The organism is bacterium, from assembly GCA_018812485.1.
Taxonomy (GTDB): domain Bacteria; phylum JAHJDO01; class JAHJDO01; order JAHJDO01; family JAHJDO01; genus JAHJDO01.
In genome coordinates, this window is record JAHJDO010000023.1 from 1 (window position 1) to 20,613 (window position 20,613).

The 20,613-nt window shown below is 36.7% G+C and carries 17 protein-coding genes and 1 tRNA gene; 8 read left to right on the forward strand and 10 right to left on the reverse strand.

Annotated elements, in window-relative coordinates; genetic code table 11:
- The first annotated feature begins 223 nt into the window (after positions 1–223).
- Genes nrdR through KKC91_01590 form a run of 3 tightly spaced genes read left to right on the forward strand, consistent with a single transcriptional unit; the run spans position 224 to position 3,376 of the window.
- Complete coding sequence (nrdR, locus tag KKC91_01580; protein ID MBU0477247.1) at positions 224–685, forward strand: transcriptional regulator NrdR; 462 nt, start codon at positions 224–226, stop codon at positions 683–685.
- A 2-nt stretch (positions 686–687) separates the two neighbouring features.
- Positions 688–3,081 carry an anaerobic ribonucleoside-triphosphate reductase gene (nrdD, locus tag KKC91_01585; GenBank protein ID MBU0477248.1) on the forward strand — a complete coding sequence of 798 codons (2,394 nt, stop codon included), beginning with the start codon at positions 688–690 and terminating at the stop codon, positions 3,079–3,081.
- A gap of 16 nt (positions 3,082–3,097) precedes the next feature.
- Positions 3,098–3,376, forward strand: coding sequence for a hypothetical protein (locus KKC91_01590; GenBank protein ID MBU0477249.1), 279 nt, complete (start codon positions 3,098–3,100; stop codon positions 3,374–3,376).
- 10 nt (positions 3,377–3,386) lie between these two features.
- Here the strand turns inward: KKC91_01590 and KKC91_01595 are convergent, their stop codons facing one another.
- On the reverse strand, positions 3,387–3,935 hold the full coding sequence (locus tag KKC91_01595) for a hypothetical protein (protein ID MBU0477250.1): 549 nt from the start codon (positions 3,933–3,935) through the stop codon (positions 3,387–3,389).
- A gap of 153 nt (positions 3,936–4,088) precedes the next feature.
- Here KKC91_01595 and KKC91_01600 point away from each other — a divergent pair.
- A tRNA-Pro gene (locus KKC91_01600) sits at positions 4,089–4,167 on the forward strand.
- Between the two features lie 29 nt (positions 4,168–4,196).
- Here the strand turns inward: KKC91_01600 and KKC91_01605 are convergent.
- On the reverse strand, positions 4,197–6,131 hold the full coding sequence (locus KKC91_01605; GenBank protein MBU0477251.1) for a hypothetical protein: 1,935 nt from the start codon (positions 6,129–6,131) through the stop codon (positions 4,197–4,199).
- 376 nt (positions 6,132–6,507) lie between these two features.
- Between KKC91_01605 and KKC91_01610 the strand changes: the two genes are divergently transcribed.
- On the forward strand, positions 6,508–7,191 hold the full coding sequence (locus KKC91_01610; GenBank protein ID MBU0477252.1) for a D-lyxose/D-mannose family sugar isomerase: 684 nt from the start codon (positions 6,508–6,510) through the stop codon (positions 7,189–7,191).
- Here KKC91_01610 and mutL read toward each other — a convergent pair.
- The 4 genes from mutL to KKC91_01630 are packed head-to-tail and all read right to left on the reverse strand — an operon-like array spanning position 7,188 to position 13,003.
- Positions 7,188–8,939, reverse strand: a complete 1,752-nt coding sequence (gene mutL, locus KKC91_01615; protein MBU0477253.1) for a DNA mismatch repair endonuclease MutL — start codon at positions 8,937–8,939, stop codon at positions 7,188–7,190. The genes KKC91_01610 and mutL overlap by 4 nt on opposite strands.
- Before the next feature lie 3 nt (positions 8,940–8,942).
- Positions 8,943–9,989 carry a UDP-3-O-(3-hydroxymyristoyl)glucosamine N-acyltransferase gene (lpxD, locus tag KKC91_01620; GenBank protein ID MBU0477254.1) on the reverse strand — a complete coding sequence of 349 codons (1,047 nt, stop codon included), beginning with the start codon at positions 9,987–9,989 and terminating at the stop codon, positions 8,943–8,945.
- A gap of 10 nt (positions 9,990–9,999) precedes the next feature.
- Entirely contained in the window at positions 10,000–11,256 is a 1,257-nt protein-coding gene (locus KKC91_01625) for a sigma-54 dependent transcriptional regulator (GenBank protein MBU0477255.1), read from the reverse strand.
- Between the two features lie 10 nt (positions 11,257–11,266).
- The gene (locus KKC91_01630; GenBank protein ID MBU0477256.1) at positions 11,267–13,003 is read right to left on the reverse strand and encodes a HAMP domain-containing protein; all 1,737 of its coding nucleotides are present in this window, start codon (positions 13,001–13,003) and stop codon (positions 11,267–11,269) included.
- Positions 13,004–13,124: 121 nt separating this feature from the next.
- Here KKC91_01630 and KKC91_01635 point away from each other — a divergent pair, with 121 nt between their 5' ends.
- A complete protein-coding gene (locus KKC91_01635; GenBank protein ID MBU0477257.1) occupies positions 13,125–14,417 on the forward strand; it encodes an adenylosuccinate lyase in 1,293 nt (430 codons plus the stop codon).
- 51 nt (positions 14,418–14,468) lie between these two features.
- Here KKC91_01635 and KKC91_01640 read toward each other — a convergent pair whose 3' ends face one another.
- From KKC91_01640 to KKC91_01655, 4 genes are read right to left on the reverse strand one after another with little or no spacing between them, the layout of a single operon-like run.
- The gene (locus tag KKC91_01640; protein ID MBU0477258.1) at positions 14,469–14,870 is read right to left on the reverse strand and encodes a hypothetical protein; all 402 of its coding nucleotides are present in this window, start codon (positions 14,868–14,870) and stop codon (positions 14,469–14,471) included.
- 19 nt (positions 14,871–14,889) lie between these two features.
- On the reverse strand, positions 14,890–15,837 hold the full coding sequence (locus KKC91_01645; GenBank protein ID MBU0477259.1) for a hypothetical protein: 948 nt from the start codon (positions 15,835–15,837) through the stop codon (positions 14,890–14,892).
- A 53-nt stretch (positions 15,838–15,890) separates the two neighbouring features.
- Positions 15,891–16,883 carry a hypothetical protein gene (locus KKC91_01650; protein MBU0477260.1) on the reverse strand — a complete coding sequence of 331 codons (993 nt, stop codon included), beginning with the start codon at positions 16,881–16,883 and terminating at the stop codon, positions 15,891–15,893.
- On the reverse strand, positions 16,862–19,075 hold the full coding sequence (locus tag KKC91_01655) for a ComEC/Rec2 family competence protein (protein ID MBU0477261.1): 2,214 nt from the start codon (positions 19,073–19,075) through the stop codon (positions 16,862–16,864). The genes KKC91_01650 and KKC91_01655 overlap by 22 nt, the downstream gene beginning before the upstream one ends.
- A gap of 382 nt (positions 19,076–19,457) precedes the next feature.
- Here KKC91_01655 and KKC91_01660 point away from each other — a divergent pair, with 382 nt between their 5' ends.
- Positions 19,458–20,246, forward strand: coding sequence for an FHA domain-containing protein (locus tag KKC91_01660; GenBank protein MBU0477262.1), 789 nt, complete (start codon positions 19,458–19,460; stop codon positions 20,244–20,246).
- A 28-nt stretch (positions 20,247–20,274) separates the two neighbouring features.
- A complete protein-coding gene (locus KKC91_01665; protein MBU0477263.1) occupies positions 20,275–20,478 on the forward strand; it encodes a hypothetical protein in 204 nt (67 codons plus the stop codon).
- Positions 20,479–20,613: the final 135 nt, after the last annotated feature.

Here is a 20,613-nt window from a genome sequence, read left to right on the forward strand (position 1 = left end):
ATTATCTGGACTCAAACTATTGAAGGTAGTATTGCTTATTATACTTCTGGCAGATTAGGAATGTCGGAGAAAGCAGCTGCAGGTGAGGCTATTGAAAATCTGGCAAGAAATATTGTAAGTGAAATTGTTAATTTTTGGTAGGGAGTGGTGAATTTTTTTTGTCTTGACACCCTATATGTTGGGTGTTATATTTTCCTCTACACAATATAGGGTATTATTTTAAATGAAGTGTCCATTCTGCGCTCATCAGGAAGACAAGGTAATTGATTCCAGGGAAAGCAAAGAAAACAATGTTATAAGACGAAGAAGAGAGTGCTTGAAATGCGCAAAGAGATTTACTACTTATGAAAAAATAGAGTTGATTCCAATTATGGTTGTTAAAAAAGATAATCGCAGAGAGGAGTTTGACAGGGAGAAACTTCTAAATGGCATTGTAACAGCCTGTGAAAAAAGACCTATAAGCATGGAGGTTTTGGAGCAGATAGTAAATGGCATAGAGAGAAAACTCTGGAATGACATGAATAAGGAAGTTGCCTCAGAAGAAATAGGTGAACTGGTTATGAAAAAGCTGCATGATTTGGACGCAGTTGCATATGTAAGATTCGCTTCAGTATATCGTCAATTTGAGGATATAGGAGATTTCCTGGACCAGGCAAAGACTATAATCAAAAATAGGGGATGTTAAAGATGGCAAATACACGCGCACTTACCTCAGTTAGAAAAAGGGATGGCAGAGTAGTTCCGTTTGATAAAAATAAGATTATGCAGGCTATTTTTAAGGCTGCAACAGCTGTTGGCGGACAGGATAAAGCAGTAGCTGAGGAATTAACCAATGCTATAACTTCATATCTTGAGCAAAACTTCAGAGATAAGATCCCGGAAATAGAAGAAATTCAGGATATTGTAGAGAAAGTGCTTATTGAAACAGGGCATGCTAAAACATCTAAGGCGTATATCCTCTATAGAAATGAGCGCAGCCGCTTGCGGGAAATGCTTCAGGTTAGAAAGGAGAAGAAAGCAAAAGCAACAACCACGGATCTATCTCTTTTTGTGTCAACTATTACTGCTGACGAAATTCTCCCATGGAATAAAGCGAAAATATCAATGGCTCTTGTAAAAGAGGCCGGTGTCTCTCAGTCAATAGCAGACAAAATAGCCACGTCTGTTGAAGAAAACATCTTTACATCTGGTCTTACACAGATTTCTACATCCCTTATAAGAGAGCTGGTGGATAATGAGCTGTTTATCAATGGATATAAACAAAAACTTTCAAAGCAGCAGGTATTGGGAATGCCAATATTTGACATAGAGCAGCTTATTTTTTCTAAAAGTAATGAGAATTCCAATATTGCTGTTAATAATCCGGAAGCGATAAACTTAACAATTGCAGAGAGTACTTTAAAGCAATATGCTTTGCGGAAGATATTTAGTCCGGACATTGCCGAAGCGCATCTTAAAGGAATAATCCATTTGCACGATCTTGGATATCCTACAAGGGTATATTGCTCCTCTCATTCTCTGGAATACATAAAAAAGTATGGACTTGAATTAGTAAATTTAGACACCTCTTCAGCTCCGGCTTCTCACGCCAGAACCCTGACAGGACACTTAAATACATTTTTAGCATCCATGCAGGCTTATTATGCTGGAGCTCTGGGTGTTGGATATATAAATATCTTCTATGCCCCATATGTTGTTGGAATGAGCGAGAAAGAAATGCGCCAGGAGGCGCAGTATCTGATCTTTAGCGCCAGCCAAAATGCATTCAGCCGCGGAGGACAAACATTATTTTTGGACTTTAATATTCATACAGGTATTCCTGGATATCTAAAAAATATTGAAGCCATAGGACCAAAGGGAGAATACACAGGCAAGACTTATGCAGAGTATGAACCATGGGCTCAGAAATTTAGTAAGGCAATGATGGATGTATGGAGATCCGGGGACCGCTATGGGAATGTATTTGCATTTCCTAAAATGGATCTGCATATAAGTGAGGATACATTCAATGACACAAACCAGCTTGAGCTTGTTAAATATGCGTGTAAAATAGCAAGTGAAAACGGGACTCCCTACTTTGTGTTTGATAGGGATGAGGTTACACTCAGCGCCTGCTGTCGTCTGAGAACCCATATAAAAGATGATTATATGATAAAGCATCCTGAAAGCATGCGTTTTTGTGGATTTCAGAATGTTACAATAAATCTGCCGCAAGCAGCCTACAGAGCCGGCAAAGGTAATGTGGATAGCATTTATAAGGAAATTGAACATGCAATGGATTTAGCTATGATAGCTCACACACAAAAGAAAAAGTTTATTGCATCTCTTATGAAGGATAAAACTATGCCATTATGGCAGATTGGTAAAAAGGCAAAGGATGGAAGGCGGTATGTTGATCTGGATGAGGCTACTTATATAATTGGTATTATAGGTCTTAATGAATGTGTTCAGTATTTAACGGGAAAGGAGCTTCATGAAGATGACCAGACATACAGATTGGGGCTCAAAATAATTTCCTTTATGAACCTGACTACTAAGAAATATGAGCAAAAACACGGATTAAGAGTTGCGCTCGAAGAGTCACCTGCAGAGAGTGCAGCAAGACGTCTTGCAAAGGTGGATATGAGAGAATATCCTGAAAGTAAGAGTGTAGTAAAAGGCAATATGGCTCAGGATGAATACTATTATACTAATTCTATTCATTTCCGCGCAGACGCTCCTATAGGTTTGGTGGAAAGAATAGAAAAGCAGGCGAAGTTTCATACAATGATAGAATCAGGTGCTATCCTGCATGCATTTATTGGGGAGCAAAAGCCTTCTCCTGAAAGCATATTCAATCTTGTTAAGAAGACTTTTTATAATACAAAGGCTGCACAGCTAGCTATATCTCCTGAATTTACAATCTGTAATAGTTGTAAAAAGACTACGCGTGGTTTAGTTGATGTATGCGGTAATTGCGCTAGTATGGATGTGTATGGTATAACAAGAATCGTTGGATATTTCAGCAGGGTAAATAACTGGAATAAATCAAAGCTTGGCGAATTAAGGGATAGGCAAAAAGGGCAATATAAAATAGCTTGAAGGGGGGACATGTATTATGGCAGAGAGTACAAGTATAAAAGTATTTGGCAAGCCCAACTGTGCAAAGTGTAAGACTACAAAAAACAAACTGGAATTTTTTCTGCCAAAATGGAATGTATCTAATCAGGTTAATATGTCTTTCTATGATATGGACACAGTTGATGGATTAGCAGAAGGCGCGTTCTACAATGTGGATAACATTCCAACAACATTGGTGGAAAAAGATGGCAAAGAAATAAAGAGATGGGAGCTAGATGTTCCTCCATCAAAAGAGGTAGAAGCGCTAGTTAAATAAAATTTTAAATTTATTCAACCTTCTCTAAGTCTACAGACCCCAATGTCTTTTTTCCTCTGTTGTCGAATCTTACCTGTATTTTTCTGCTGTAATTTGAAGTTCCGTATTTATCCATGTTTTTGATCACAGTGCCTTTTTCACCTACAAGCCCCTTTTTAGAACCAACATATTTAACTCTATCGCCGACTGAAAATGATACATGAGATCGCTGGCTGCCTATATTGCTTCCAAATGTGTCATCAGAACTGGAATAAGGATATTTCCCCTGATAGATTTCATATCTTATCCATATATCTTTACCATTTTTATCTTTTTTCTGGGAACGTTTCCACCTGGAATAATAATGTGATTCTTTAGCCTTTATTTCTTTAAGTGCTTTATTAGAGTCTATCTTTTGCTGTTCTATTTCTTCTTTGGTAAATTTAATAGTCTTCTCTTCCCCGTCTATATTTACCTTTATTTCTGCAGATATATTTTGATCTTTATTCTCAGCAGAAGCATAGGAGTACTGAATAAACAAAAATAGGCAAAATACAAATATTGATACAATCTTTTTCATGCTTTTATCAGCCTCCCCTCTTTTCTTTGAAATTAACTGCAAGAATTCTAGCATTAGAAGATGGTTAATACAATCAAAACTCCAGTTGTCATTTTTAATTGACCTATGTAATTGTCTTTGATAGTATACGCTGATCTTTTATCAAAAGGCATACGGGGCGTAGCGCAGCTTGGTTTAGCGCGCCTGCCTTGGGAGCAGGAGGCCGGAGGTTCAAATCCTCTCGCCCCGACCAAAGATGTATTAGTAATTTGCGAAGTAGTCCTACATCCAGAATACTTGATTTCCAGTATGTCCTGTTATCAGGTCAATAACAAACCAGAGCCCTGCGGCAACCAGCTGCCCCAGGATCAGTCCCAGGAAGAACGGTCTCGAAGCCTTGTACACCTTATTCCCTCCGTATCTTGTGAGTACTGATTTTATTATCCATGTAATGAATATGCTGAACCACAGAGCTTCCATTATCCACACAGCGCTTATGGGGTATGCAACAGGATGAATGGGCCACCACAGAAGCCTGTATCTCATAAACATCAGAAACGCCATAAATCCTCCGCCTATTGCTGTATGCAGCCAGCCCATCCAGTTCACTCCTGTTGGATGCAGCATCTTATCTGCCGCATACTGGTATGGCCATTGTGGCCCACCGACAAAGAACCATGAATTCAGGTTTATTCCTCCATGTGTGTAAGCTAGTTTCAACGCTATCCAGAATGTAGAGACAAGACCTATTACGAGAGCCGCTAATATAAACCAGAAAAGCTTTCTTCTGTTTGTCTTTATTACCTCTATTATCTTCAAGCTGTGTGCTGTTGCTGCCATCACAAACGTTCTCAGGTCTGATCCCCATACATATGTGAACGCAAGACTTACCATGCCCCCAGCTCCAAATATGGATGTTCCAAGTCCTGATACTGCAAGAGAAGGCGCTATTGACGGCGCTACTACACATGCTAGCCCTCCCTCTGCCACTATCCTTGTTAAACCTAAAAACAATACCAGCGCAAAAAACATGAATACGGGAACTGTTATCAGTGGCATGCCACTGAAGTACAGCCATGTCCCCATTACAATTAACCCTATCAAGAGCGAGCATACTGATGCTTTGTAGGAGAGTATCTCACTTGTGTCGTCTACATCTTTTCTTCGCCCAAATGCTTTACCAAATACATCCTTAAGATGCTCTCTTGCCATCCATAAACCTGTTAATACCAATACTATAACTCCTCCAGTCTGTTGATGATATAACATCGGAGAACCTTGTATTCCATAACAACTTAATTTCTCCTGAAATCCGAATCCTGTAATGTTACAGATTCCTTTTATCACTATTGATAAAAGGCATAAAAACCATAAACTGAACGCTAACTGCATGTTGATAAAATATGCGTACCCTATCATTGGGAAGCTTACCCTGAATTGCATATTCATTGTGTTACGAAATATTGGAATACTATCAACGAGGTTTATCTTAGGTATGAAGTGAAAATAGTCATGGAAACCATTTATTGCACTGATTGTGAACGGAATGGCAAATCCGAGCCACATTATCCTGCTCTTAAAGAATGGTCTTATTATGGAACCGTTTTCATCCTTCACCATATCCATAGATAATTGCGCTAACGGATATATCAATCTCTCCTTCTCTACCCATTGTTTTCTTAATATCACCACTATTGTTATCATTACCATATATAGGGACATAAGGAATATCATCCAGAAACATATTGGCTTGATCCATGCTGACCAGGGTATACTCGCTCCCTTTGGCATGCCTTCATAGAACTGCCTTATTACCTCTTTGCCCTGCGGCACCATCCAGCTTTTTATATGTGGTTGTATTAACTCTGCCCATCTATTTGTCGGGGTTGCAAAGTAAAACGGCGCTGTGATTATCGGAAATAACTGTGCGCCAAGCCCCATTGTGGCTACTGAAGAGGCTACAAGCATCATGATGTATATTACCAGGAGCTCTGAGGAATTAAGGGCTATTCTCTTACTTATCAATTTAAGTATAACCGCTATGCCGCCTACAAGAATGAAAAACAGGAATATTGCTCCTGCAGGCATGAAGTCTATTGCCAGATAAGAGCCATGAACAACATCTATGGAGTAGTGCGCCATTACAGGGACGAGAAAACACAGTAACGCACCTATTATGAAACTCTTTAGACCTACTTGTTTATCTCTATTTTCCATCGGTAAAATTAAATTTTCTCCTATCGAATTTTAAGCATAATATAAATCCTGCTCATTTGCAATATAAATTGTGGTGTTACATTTCTTATTGAGCTTCTTAATGACCTTAAGTATAATGGGTTCCATAGAGTAAGTGTCTCTCCCAAGTTATTAGAACTATTAAAATATCTAGACCTTGTTGAAACAGATTGATGATAAAAACATAGAGAGCAAACAGGTTTTGCGAATAAAATAGTACTGGAGAAGACAAAAAGGATAGCTGAGAAAAAATGTCCAATGTGGATCAGCATACCTGTTGTTCCAGGCATTAATGATAATAAGAATCTGGAAGATATTGTGTGTAATAAAAATTTAAATTACTTTAAGGAGAATTGCGATGAAAAGATCAGAAGTTAACAGAATCTTGAAAGATACAATCAAATTTCTAGAAGGGAGGAAATTTTACCTTCCTCCTTTTGCATTCTGGACACCGAAGGATTGGGAAACTAAAAGACATGAGACAGATGAGATAAGAGATAATCTGCTGGGATGGGATATTACAGATTTTGGGAAAGGAGACTTCAGCAAGTTTGGGCTTGTTTTATTTACACTTAGAAATGGGAACGACAGCAATCCGAAATATACAAAACCATACGCAGAAAAAATAATGATTGTTGAAGAGAACCAGGAAACCCCAATGCACTTTCATTCTAAGAAAATGGAAGATATTATAAATAGAGGGGGAGGTAATATTTTACTTAAACTGTACAATTCCACTGATGATAAGCAATTAGACAGGAATGCACCTGTTAGGGTTTCTTTGGATGGAGTTATAAAACAATTTTCTCCTGGAGAAATAATAACACTTACTCAGGGAGAGAGTATAGCCTTACCACAAAGGTTATATCACACTTTCTATGCAGAAAATGGCAGAGGGAAGGTTCTTATGGGAGAGGTCTCAAAAGTAAATGACGATAAGACAGATAATCACTTCCTTGAACCAATAGGCAGATTCCCTGAAATAGAAGAAGATGAAGAAGCGCTGCATTGTCTTTGTTTTGAATATCCAAAGCTTGATTAAGCCCTCTTGAACTTCTTTTCTAATTCATATTTAGAGAGCTTGATCATTGTAGGTCTTCCATGTGGGCAGGTATATTTATTCTCTGAACTGGATAGTTGTCTCAGAAGGGATTCTATCTCTTCTTCCTTGAGCCTAGCACCTGCTCTGATGGCGCTATGACAGGCTATTAACTTGATTATCTCTTCTGTCAAATCTCCAATCTTTTTAGCTTTCTCACTTTCTATAAGCTCATCCAGAACATCAGAAATCACCTGCGGGGTATTAGCATCTTTTAAAAGTGCTGGTACTGAGCGTATGGAGAAACTGTTCTTTCCAAAAGGTTCTATTTGAAAACCAAGGGATTTAAAATAGTCCAGATATTTCTCAAATACTACTGCCTGTCTATAATTAAGGTCAAGAGTTTCATCAATTAAAAGCCCTTGCGATTCTACCTTAGAAAGAGAGAGGTCTTTAGTTAATTTCTCATAAACAATGCGTTCATGAGCAGCATGTTGATCAATAATTACAACATGCCCGTTAAGCTGAGTGATTATATATGTTTCAAAAACCTGTATATACTTTGGAGGAATTTCAAATTTTTGTTTCTCTATTTCGTTGGAACCGATTTTCTTTTCCTTTAAAAAATCAAATTCAGGCACTCGTTCTTGCATTTTTTGTTTATATATATACTTTCCAATTGCTTCTTTAATTTCGCTCTCCTGATTTTTCTCTGAAGCTTTTGAAGTTTGGATGTTGAATAATCCAGGGCTTAAATCATGTGTGCTTAGTGCTTGTTTTATTGCCTCCCCAATTAATTCATGAACAATCTTCTCCTTAAAGAATTTTACTTCATCCTTTGTAGGATGAATATTCACATCAATAGCAGCAGGGGGTGTATCTATAAAAATGAACGCTACTGGAAATCTACCTCTTGGCACCAGTGTACGATAGGCTTCGTATATGCTGTGAGATATAGATTTATTATGAGCACAGCGTTTGTTTATGAATATCAGCTGGCTGTTTCTATTGGCACGTGTTTCTTCTGGTTTGGAAATAAATCCATAGATATTTAAAAGGTCATTTCCTCCTTCTATGGGCAGCAGATTATTTGATATTTGTTCTCCAAAAAGGGATGTTATTCTTTTTAAGAGATTATTAGACGGTCCTATATTAATAAGTTCACGTCTATCATGAACAAGTTTAAAAAATATATCAGGCCTAGCGAGCGCTTCGAATGTTATAGCATTCAGGATATGCGACATCTCTGTAGCCTCTGATTTTAGAAACTTGCGTCTGGGAAGTGTGTTAAAAAACAAATCCTCAATCCTCACTGTTGTTCCATCAGCCCGTCCTGTCTGGTGAGATTTTATTATTTTACCTCCAACTGTTTTTATGAAAAAACCAAAAGGACTGTCCTTGGATTTGGTTATAAGTTCCAATCTTGAAACCGAGGCCATACTAGGCAAAGCCTCCCCTCTAAAACCGAGTGTATTTATTTGGAAGATATCATTGACACTACTAATTTTACTTGTTGAGAAACGCTCTAAAGCAAGTACAGCATCATCAGCCCCCATTCCTGTTCCATTATCAATTACCTCTATTAATTTTTGTCCGCCAGCTTTGATATTTATTACAATTCTTGTTGCTCCGGCATCTATAGAATTTTCTATGAGTTCTTTTACTGCTGATGCAGGCCTTAAGACAATCTCACCTGCTGCAATTTTATTGGAAACATGTTCAGGAAGGATTTTAATTAAATTAAGGCCCATCAATTAACCAAGCTTTTTCTCTAAGGCTTTTACTTTTTGAGAAAGCTCTTGAATGGTCTTGTATATTTCCGGCAGGCGATTTCGATACGCTTTAATCTTTTGCTCTTCTTTGAGCGGGATAGCTGGGTAACCGGCTACACACATGTCAGGACCGATGTTTTTAGTTACTGCAGATTGTGCAGTTATTATTGCATTATCACCAATTTTTATATGTCCTGCAAGTCCGGCTTGTCCTGCAATAGTGACCTTATTTCCTAGTGTTACGGATCCTGATATGCCAACTTGAGCAATAATCACACAATGCTCGCCAATGTCTACATTATGTGCAATTTGAACAAGATTATCAATCTTAGTCCCCCTGCCAATTCGCGTTCTTCCGGCTGTAGCTCTATCAATAGTAACATTAGCTCCAATTTCAACATCATCTTCAACAATTACTGTGCCAAGCTGTGGAACCTTCTTATTAAAAACTCCTTTGATCGGCGTGAAACCAAATCCATCGCTTCCAATCACTGCGCCGTTGTGGATTATTACATTGCTGCCTATTACTACTCTTTCTCTTATACTTACATTTGCGTAGATTAATGTATTAGCGCCTATCCTGGCGCCGTTACCTATGAAGACTCCAGGGAAAATAACAGTGTTGTCTCCTATTTGTACGTCATTGTCTAAAACAGCATGTGCCTCTATAGTAATATTCTTTCCCAGTTTAGCATTCTTGCCTATAACAGCAGTCTTATGAATCCCTGGTAAGGGAATTTCCTTGTTTATTTGTAGATATTCCATTATCTTAACAAATCCGATATACGGATTATCTGTACGTATTACAGGCCTTCCATTTTTATCCATCTTTTTATCAACAATGATTGCTGAAGCTTTGGTAGTTCTCAAGAGAGGATAATAACGAGCGTTTGCTAGAAATGTTATGTCTCCTTTTTTTGCTTCTTTTATACCAGAAATTCCAGTTATAACCATACTGGGATCCCCTTCAACCTTCCCATCTATAAGCCGGGCAATTTGCGCAAGGGTCATGTTTAATATATTAGTCATAGATTACATTCTACTCTTTCCTAAAGTCGTCAACAACTTCTTTTTTTATTTCAATATATGTAGTTTTGTTTTCTGGCTGGGATGTTTCCTCTTCATAAGTTGCAATATAAAACGGCAGATTTTTTTGTCCAATTATGGAACTTCCCTCAAGGACAACAGCTCTTTCAACGATATTCCTGAGCTCGCGCACATTCCCCGGCCAACTATAATTTAGGAGCGCATTCATTGCAGTATGTGAAATGCCATCAATTCTTTTCCCAGTAGATTGAGAAAATTTCTGGGTAAAATACTGAATTAAGAATGGAATATCTCCCTTTCTTTCAAGCAGTGGTGGTAGAATTATATAAGAATCTGACAGTTTATTATAGAGTGCTTTACTAAATCTAGATTCCTTTATGGCTGCAGGTAGATTTCTGTTTGTTGCAGCAATGATCCTTACATCCACTGTTACTGTCTTTGTTCCTCCATCTCTCTCAAATGTCTCTTTTTCAAGCAGTCTGAGAAATCTCTCTTGGACTTGTTTAGACAAAACTCCTAATTCGTTAAGAAAGAGCGTTCCATTATTAGCTAACTCAAGTCTCCCAATCTTTCTCTCTTCTGCTTCCGAAAAGGCTTGCTTTTCGTGCCCAAACAGCTCACTTTCTAGGAGTTTTTCGGAGAGAGAAATACAATTAGCAACAATAAAAGGTCCATCTTTTCTAGAACTGCAGTTATGAATTGTTCTAGCTATAAGTTCTTTTCCTGTGCCACTTTCCCCATATATTAATACTGCACCTTTTGTCTCGGAAACTTGTTTTACTAACTTATACACCTTCTTCATTCTGCTGGCTTTTCCAATTACTTTATCTGAATGTTTGACTTCCAGCTCTTCTTTTAAATATTTATTTTCTCTCTCCAAAAATGTAAGTTTATATGCCTTATCAACAGTGATCTTCATTTCTTCTAAATCAAATGGCTTAAGAATATAATCATATGCTCCCTTTTTCATTGCTTCTACAGCAGTCTGAATTGTACCATATGCTGTCATTATGATTACCGGCACTGTGTTGTTTCTTTTCTGTATTTGTTCTAATAGTTCAATGCCATTCATATTAGGCATCTTCATATCTGTAATAATGAGATCAAAGTCTACGGTTTCCATTTTTTTCAAGGCTTCCACTCCGTCCTTAGCCTGTTCAGTTTTGTAATTCTCGTTTTCAAGCATAATTTGCAAGATTCGGCGTATCTTTAGCTCATCATCCACAATTAACACACTTGCTTTATTCATGTCGTTCCCCTTATGCAGAATTAATGGGAATACATACAGAGAAAATACTTCCCTTGCCCTCTTGACTTTCTACTTTAATAACTCCATGATGATTCTCAATTATTTTATGTGCAATAGCCAAGCCTAAACCAGTCCCCTCAGGTTTTGTTGTAAAGAAAGGATTAAACACCTTGTCCATTGCATCCTTGGAAATACCACAGCCTGTATCTCTAAATGCTATCTCCATTAATTTCATATTCTGGCTATCATCTCTCCTGATAGCAGTTTTTATTTCCAGCCTTCCGCCATTAGGCATTGCTCCAATAGCGTTTAAAATAAGATTAAGAAATACCTGATGCATTTGTTCGCTATCGATCATCACAGGAGGTAAATTCTTTTGAAAATCCTTATATACTTTAATGTGGTTTTTTGATATTTCCATATTTGTCATTTGCAAGGTTCTATCTATAATAGGTGCAATTTGATTAATTTCAAGGTTTGATTTTTGAGGACGTGCAAAATCAAGAAACGATGTTACCACTCTATTCAGCCTGTCAGTCTCTTCAATTATATATTGGGTCAGTTCCTTATTATCATTCTGCCCCTGGAATCTGTTTCCCAGTATTTGTGCGGAGTTTTTAATAATAACCAAAGGATTTCTGATCTCGTGAGCCACTCCAGCAGCAAGTTCGCCGAGCGCCGCAAGACGGTCCTTTCTGCGCAGCTCCTCCTCCAGGTGCCTGAGTCTGCGCAACTGTTGGATCATATCATTAAAAGCATTTGCCAGATCTTTTATTTCTCCTTTTGCCTTTATCTGTATCTGATGTTCAAGATCTCCTCTGGCCACAGCTCTTATTCCCCATGTAAATTTGCGCAAAGGATGAGAAATGCTTCGCGCTATCAGAACGCCTATTACTGCAGATAATAATACTCCAAGAAATATTAATATTATAAGAAATTGCCCGACAGCAGTTTGAAATGCATAGGTTTTTTGTATGCCAACAAATACAGCTCCAAAGACTTTTTTATTCGGGCTCATAAGCGGAGAGCACAATCCATAAAAATGCAGCTTGTTATGATAAATATCCTTTCTATACTCAGCAGTGCCTTGTTTATATATTTTATTGATAAGTTCTTCTATGCCGAGCACTGCTCGCCCTCTGTCCTTTATAGCTTTTGGATATTGAGGCGACTCATAAAGCAGGTCTATATCAACTCCCATTTTCTTCTCTATATCCTGAAAGATTTCTTTTTTAACAGTATAGCCTGCCACTATTTTACCTACTACTTTTTCATTTTCCCTGATTTCCAATCCTACAGCAGCAATTAATTTTTTTATGTTGTCCTTTTCTAAAAGCACAAGCATTCTTTTTTTGTTCGCTTGTTTCATTACATTTGGAGAAATACTCCCGGAAGAGAACTTGAGGTCTCCTTTTTCATTTGTAATGAGTATTGTGTCAATTTGCATTTCCTTCTCCAGCATATCCAGAAGTTTTATTATCTGTCCTTCATCTTGCTGTTTAAATGCTTGCATAAACATAAAGTTACTGAGTATAATTTCTCCAATTAGAGCAGCTCTATTTTCCAGGTTATCTATTTTGTCTGTAATTAAATCTGTTGCACTATGGGTTTTTCTCTTTATATCTTTTTCCAATTGCACAGATATAACTCTTGTAGCTACAAAGGTTGAGATTAAAATAGGCACAAGAGCCATTAACATAAAAGAAAAGATAAGCTTGTTCTGAAGATTTGGTTTAAAAAAAGACATATCCAGATTATACTCAAGTTGGGGTTTAAATGCAAAATAATAGGAATTTTAATTAGACACTGCCGATAAAACAAGATATAATAAATTCAGTCCTAAAATGGATACCAAAGGAGATAGTTAGATGATTTCTAGATATTCTCTGTCTGAAATGAAAAGAATCTGGAGTGATGAGAACAAGTTTAATACATGGCTCAAGATTGAACTGCTTGCATGTGAGGCTCTGTGTGAACTTGGTGATATACCAGAAAAATCTTTGAAAAAGATAAAACACAAAAGTAAGTTTGATATAAAGAGGATTCAGCAAATAGAGAAGATAGTAAAACATGACGTAATCGCTTTTCTTACATCTATATCTGAAAAAGTAGGCAAAGATGCACGTTTCATTCATATGGGGCTTACCTCTTCCGATATATTAGATACTGCTCTTTCTTACAATATGACTCAAGCCGTAGATTTGCTTTTGAAGGATTTGCAGAACCTAGAGACTGTGCTTAAGAAGATAGCTAAAAAACACAAGAATACTATCATGATTGGCAGATCTCATGGTGTACATGCAGAGCCGATAACATTTGGATTAAAGATGCTTCTCTGGTTTGATGAAGTTGGGAGGCATATACATAGACTTGAACATGCAAAGAATACAATAAAATATGGGAAAATCTCAGGTGCAGTAGGGACTTATGCTAATATAGATCCATATGTTGAACAATACGTATGCAAAAAACTTGGGCTTACCCCATCTCCCTTATCAACGCAAGTATTACAAAGAGATAGACATGCAGAATTAATGACAACATTAGGTTTGATTGCAAGCTCCCTGGAGAAATTTGCTACTGAGATAAGAGCATTACAACGCACAGAGGTTAACGAAGCGCAAGAGTTTTTTGCAAAAGGACAGAAGGGCTCTTCTGCTATGCCTCACAAGAAAAATCCTATTATTTGTGAACGCATATGCGGGTTAGCAAGATTAGTCAGGGCTAATTCCATACCTGCAATGGAAAATATCTCCTTATGGCATGAAAGAGATATTTCACACTCGTCTGTGGAAAGGATAATTATTCCTGATAGCACAATTGCTCTGGACTATATGTTATCCAAATTTACTGACGTAATGAAAAATCTTATAGTAAATACTGAAAACATGAAAAAGAATATAGACAAGACTAGAGGTAATATCTTCTCTCAAACAGTGCTATTGAAACTAATAAAGAAAGGATTAAGCAGAGAGTCTGCATATAAAATAGTACAGACTGATGCAGCTAAAGCAGCCGGGGAATATAAAGACCTCAAAGAAATAGTACTAAAAGACAAGAAAATACAGAAGATGCTCTCTAAGCAAGAAATAGAAGAAAGTTTTAATATTAAAACACACCTAAAAAATATTGAAGAAATTTACAGAAGGTTCGGTATTTAATGTATAGGGGCATAAGATATTATGCCCCTACATTTGGATGCGTGTATTATTTCACTTTTCCGCAGGTACTTCTTCAGGCACAGGCACAGGCATTAGCATATCACTGCCGCATTTAGGGCATTTAGGCATTTCCATCGCCATTTCGTCGTCCATACTACGAATTCTTTGCTCAAAAATATGCTTGCACTTTTCGCACTGATACTTTATCACTCGGACAGCCTTCTCCTCTCCACACTCAGAACATTTAATAGGGGGAGTCTGATATTCTGCCCTAAAGCGAGCATCACAGCTTTCGCAGACATAAGCCACTATTGGTCGAGGATACTTTTTTGGCGTAAGCGTCTTTATCATAAACCCCACACAAACTACAATAACCAGGATAAGCCCTACAACTACCAGTGGATTCTGCTTTTTCTTCTCTTCCTGCTGAGTTTCGTTAGCTCCAATAACCATATTATTATCACCTCCTCTTTTACATATTTTCAGGCAGCTTAGCTACCCATATATCAAAGTTTCCACTTCTATCTGATTGAAAGACAATTTTGTCTCCATCAGAGGAAAAACATGGATATAATTCATTATATTTGTCATCTGTAATCTGAACTGGGTTAGTGCCATCACTATTCATGATCCAAAGATCATAATTCCCACTTCTATTAGATATAAAAGCTATCTTGTTTGTTTTTAATGAAACACTCGGGAAGCTATTCCATGCAGTGTTTGTTAAACATATGCTGTCTTCTTTATCAATGTTCATTGAGTGCAAGTCATTATCGCTGAAAAAAAGCACCTTTTTAGCATTATCCATCCAGCACGGATAATCGTGATATCCTCTTGTAGTAACGTATTTAGGCTGTTCATCATCTATCCCATTCATTATCCATAGATTATTCTGAGAGATAAACACAATTTGTCCATTAACTGGCGAACATGAAGGGTTATATCCCTGTACTCCTTTGCCTAGTTGTCGAAGATTAGCCCCATCACTGTTAACCATACACAGTTTAGGCTCTGCATTATCATTCAGCTTTGCAGAACTAAAGATTATTGACTTACCGTCATAGCTCCAGGTTGGACGATTGTCCAGTGTTGCTGTATTAGTTATGCGTTTTGGTTCTTCTTTTCCTTCGGAATCTACAATCCATATATTTTGCACATCATCCTGATACGATACATAAGCTATTTCAGTGCCATCCGGGGAAAAAGCAGGAGCAGAATCGTATTCATAGGCTTTTGTAATTCTTATAAATTCTATCTCAATCTTTGTTTCTTCTTTTTTCTCTTCCTGTCTTTTTTGTGTAGATCTTCTCAATTCTGCTATTTTCTTACTTGAATCTGCCGTTCCTATATCACTTTTTTTACATCCGAGTATAGATAAACAAATTATTAATATTACAGAAAAAGCTGCGTATTTTTTCACATCAATTCTCCACTTAATTCTGACGTTTATTCTACGGCACAAGACCGGCTCTGTCAAAGGTTTTTTATCTCATCCATAAACTGTGCGGCTAATTCCGCATCCTGTATAACGACTATATTCTCCCAATTCAGTTTATGAGCGCTGAATGTTGGATTAAAGGAGCCTGTAATTATTATTCTTTTATCTATCAGAAAAACTTTATGATGCATCTGATGAGAATAATTCCTGTCCCATTTCACATCAATGTCTACATGACGGAAAAAGCTGAACATGTTCCAGAAACTATCCATGCCTTTTTCCATCACACCTGTTATTTTTATGCCTTTGTTATGTTTGGATATAATAACTTTTGCTATGTCTTTATCTGTAAAAATGAAACTTGCAAAATAGATACTTTTCTCAGCACTATTCAGCAGCTGAATTATCTTCTGTTTGCAATTATCTTTTTTTGAGAAAAAGGCCACTATTTCCTCCTCTCTGGTCTGTCGTCTGTGGTCTTTATAATCCAAAGAGCCAGAGATCCTGCGGAATTCCCCTATAAAATCTTCTGCCAGCACCTCTGAGTTTATAACAACTACGTTATTGTTATTGTAATATGTGCCATTGTAAGTAGGATTATAAGATCCTGTCCATACAATTTTATTATCGAACACACAAAATTTATTATGCATAAGGCCTCTTGGCTGTTTTGCAACCTTTATATCAATATGTTTGGATAACAATGCATATTGAGATCCGGGACCATTTATTCTTTCTTTATCCATTACTAAATGCACCTTTACTCCTCTGTTTTTCGCATCTATTAAAGCAGAAGCAACCTTGATGAGCTCCAGATTATAGAATGCGCCATAGACATTTTTTTCAGATAGATTTATCAATTTTATTAATTGCTCACTTAGATTATCTTTTGGGCCAAAATATGTGGAAATAGAATCATAATCTTTGAGTAAAAAACTTTCAACTTTATTGTCTCTAATGTGTTTATGACAGGGTATAAAGCTTAAAAGCGCACCCGTTAAGATTATTAGCTGGATTTTTTTGAACATAGTATCTTGACTTTATTATGTCTTACTTTTATTGAAATCGTTCCATGTGTGTCTGTAGAATAGATATCTTTATCATCCATATGCTTTTTTATGATAGAAGGCTTGTGTTTTGAAAACTTTTGAGATGGGCGTTGATAAATCAGGATCTTTCTATTCTGAATACTAAGCATATGCACACAATCAGGTGTGATTAAAAGCTCTATGTTGCCAGGCACAATGCATAGCTTAAGATTGCTGTTATAGATTCTGCAATTAATTTCTGAAGACTCGAGGATGGATTCTTCATGTTTGATATTTCTGTATGTAAGTCCATTATGTTCAATGAAGTTGCGGAAGTTCTTGTACGTAAACGAGTTTTTGGACTGTGCAATATCTAGAACTTGTTTAATATCAAAATTCTTTGATAGATCAACAACTGCGCCAAGATGGTCATCGCTTACTCTATTCAAGAACAGATAGTCGATTTTTGAGATATGTTTTGTCCATAGAAGTGGTTGAATTACTTTTTCAACATTATTAAATTTATTGCTATCACTGGTTATAAGCATGATTTTATTTCTAGTTCCTCTGCAAGGAAACTTTATAAGCACTATATCTCCATCTGGGGAATGTGGAAAAACAATCTCAATAGAATTGCCCTTTATCCTTGGAGACAAAAATAGAATTAATAAAACAAGTGCAAGGATATACAATAGCTTCCTGTTTTTCATGCCGTTATGAAGTGAATATAGGGCAAATGCGATTAATGTGTAATATCCAATGATGTCTGTAATATATGGCTTTTGAACCTCAAAATACATGAAGTTTACTGATGAAAAAATTTCTATTAATCTTAATAGTATTGTCAGCAGAATCCAATTTGGCATACTGAAGATATAGGCCAGTTTAATCCATAGTGTCCCAAATACAGATGCGAGCAATCCAAGTGCCAATATACAGGCAACAATTGGAAGTATTAAGATATTAGTAAAAACACTCCATAAGGATAGGTAGTTAAAGTGATATGCGACTATCGGCATAACGCTTATCTGGGCTGATAGAGATACTGCAAAGGCAATAAACAAAAAGCGGGGCTTTAACTTAATTCTTTCAAGAGGCATTACCTCTTTCAGTATGGGAGTAAGGCAAATAATTCCTAATGTAGCTATAAAAGAGAGCTGAAAACCAGCATTAAATAAGCTGTATGGATTGATAAATAAAAGCACAAGACATGCTAATGAGATGCTGATATAAAGATTCTGCTCCCTGTCGATTATAATAGCCACCAATACTGCTAAAGCCATTATAGTTGTGCGGAATATCGGATCCCGCATGCCTGTAACCATGCAATACAATATAACCAATAATATCAAGATAAGTGCAGAAACTTTTTTGGGAACTCTGCATAATTTTAGAAATCCCCAGAACATAAGAAGAATCAGGCCAACATGAAGACCTGACACTGCAAGAATATGTACTATGCCGCTCTTTCTGAACATATCAAAAATCTGTTGTGGTATATCCTCCCGCATGCCCAGCAGAATCCCGTTCAGCATCGCAGCCTGAGGATCCGGCAAACTTCGTTTATTGATCATTTTTATCGTGTTCTTTAAAGTAAGCGCTTTGCCAATAATAAAATTCCCCTCATTCCTGGCAATAATTTTTATATTCCCTGCATCTTTTATCTTCATTACTCCATATGTATGATGCCGTTCCAGATACTTTCTATAATTAAATGTTCCTATATTCCCCGACCAGTAGGGCTGAGAAAGTTTTCCAAACACCAGAACTTTATCACCGTATTTAAAATTAAGATTACAAGAGCTTACTCTAACAAGAATCAATCCCTTAGGGGTTTGCAACCCCTTAATTTGCTCAGGAGATATAACAATATCTGTATAGAATCTTCGGTTTACAGGGTCTTTTATTATTATGCCCTTAATTTGAACGTCTCTACCATGGAGGTTTGGTTGATGAAAAGATGAGTAGATTTCAGTATACATCATGCTTATTGGGATCGTTAGGCAGTAAAGAAGGATTATGCCCATGACATTGGAAATCCTTTTCTTTCTAAGACAGATTATTCCTGCTGGGAGAAGAAAAAGGACACATATTGCTTTATATAATAGAGGAATATGCAAATACGTCTCAAGCAATATGCCTGCAATAAATAAGAGAGTGATGTATATAAGAGGACTAGTTTGACCTTTCACAAGAAACTTTATAATAAATTAAAATCTCTTTGGCAAGAATAAAACCCTTACCTCTTCCCATATTTAGCTTTTTTATCAGCAACCATGGGAATTAAATTCCTCTTGTATAATCTGTTTTAGTTAAGTAAAGTAAAAAGATAGACTAAAGAGTCTCTAAAAAAGGGCTGGTATGCTTTTTGAGCATGAGCAAAATAAGAGTCTAAATTTAATCATCTCCCAAATTATTATATTCCTATTTTTTCCAAGGAATGCTTTTGCGATTAGCAAAATTGAGCGAATTCTAAAAGACGAGCCCCTTAAATTCGGGTTTATAATGTTTGGCATTTGTGCAGCTTTTGTGGGTGTTTTATTACTATCGAGTTATTACAAGGCAATTTTTACTATGATTAGAAATTGTCTAACAGCCAAAAGGAAAACAAAAGAATCTAAAATTCCCACAGGCAAGTTTAAAAATACATCCCTGCCCAATGCAAGATTAATTGTGAGCGAAGCACAGGAAAAAGCCAGAGAATTTTTTATAACCCCAAGAAAGGAATTTTGGATTGGTAGAGATGATGATAACCAATTAATTCTGGAAAATGAAACTATATCAAGAAAGCATGCAAAAATAAGACCAGGGGAAAAAGGATATGTATTATACGATATGTTAAGTAGAAATGGGACATATGTAAATAGAAAAAAAATAAAAGGGTATGTTTTGGGAAATGGAGACTTAATATCCATAGGCTCATACACTTTAATATTTAATGAAGAAGGGCAGGAACTAAAAAGAGCAGTAGCGGTGGATAGTGTACACAAGGATAAAATTTATTATAAAGATAAAAGAGAATACATAAGACTACCCGTAGATACAGAAATATATATTAAGATATGCGATGTGTTAGATTTTGCTTTTGAACGCATAAAAGGCAAGCTTAAAGACATAGGGGAAGGAGGCGTGTGTTTTAGAACATCTCTTGCAATCCCAGAATTAGCTGTTATCAAATTAGATATTGTATTGCCAGAAGACAAAATAAATATTACGGCAACAGGAAAAGTAGTTTGGAGAAAGTATGTTAGAGTTGAGCGTTGCTATGAACTTGGGGTGCAGTTTTTAGAGATAAAGGATGAATATAGAAGGCATATTATTGAGCATATAAATAGGTCTATCCATAACTATACACGAATCTAAGGCGCGAATATGAAAAGGATAATCAGTAGTGAGTAGGCAAATAAAAGGTGTTACAGTTGGTCTATCTAATAAGAATCTACGAGAATTGCTTTTTAAAATGTGCAAAGCTTATGATGTATCGCAGCAGGATATCCAGTGTCCTTCCAAGAAAAAAATCTTAGTTGAAGCTCGAGAAGCATTTGCGTATTCAGCCTGGAAACGCGGAGCTTCCATGCGTAAAATCTGCTGTTAGCTAAAATTTAAAAGTGCACAGTTTAAAGTTTAAAAGTGCACAATATTTAGGTCTTCATTTTTAGCTGTTTGAACACCAATAAGCCTATTGTCATACCAGCACCTGATTTCAGATATGCCAGTTTTCTCATCAGGA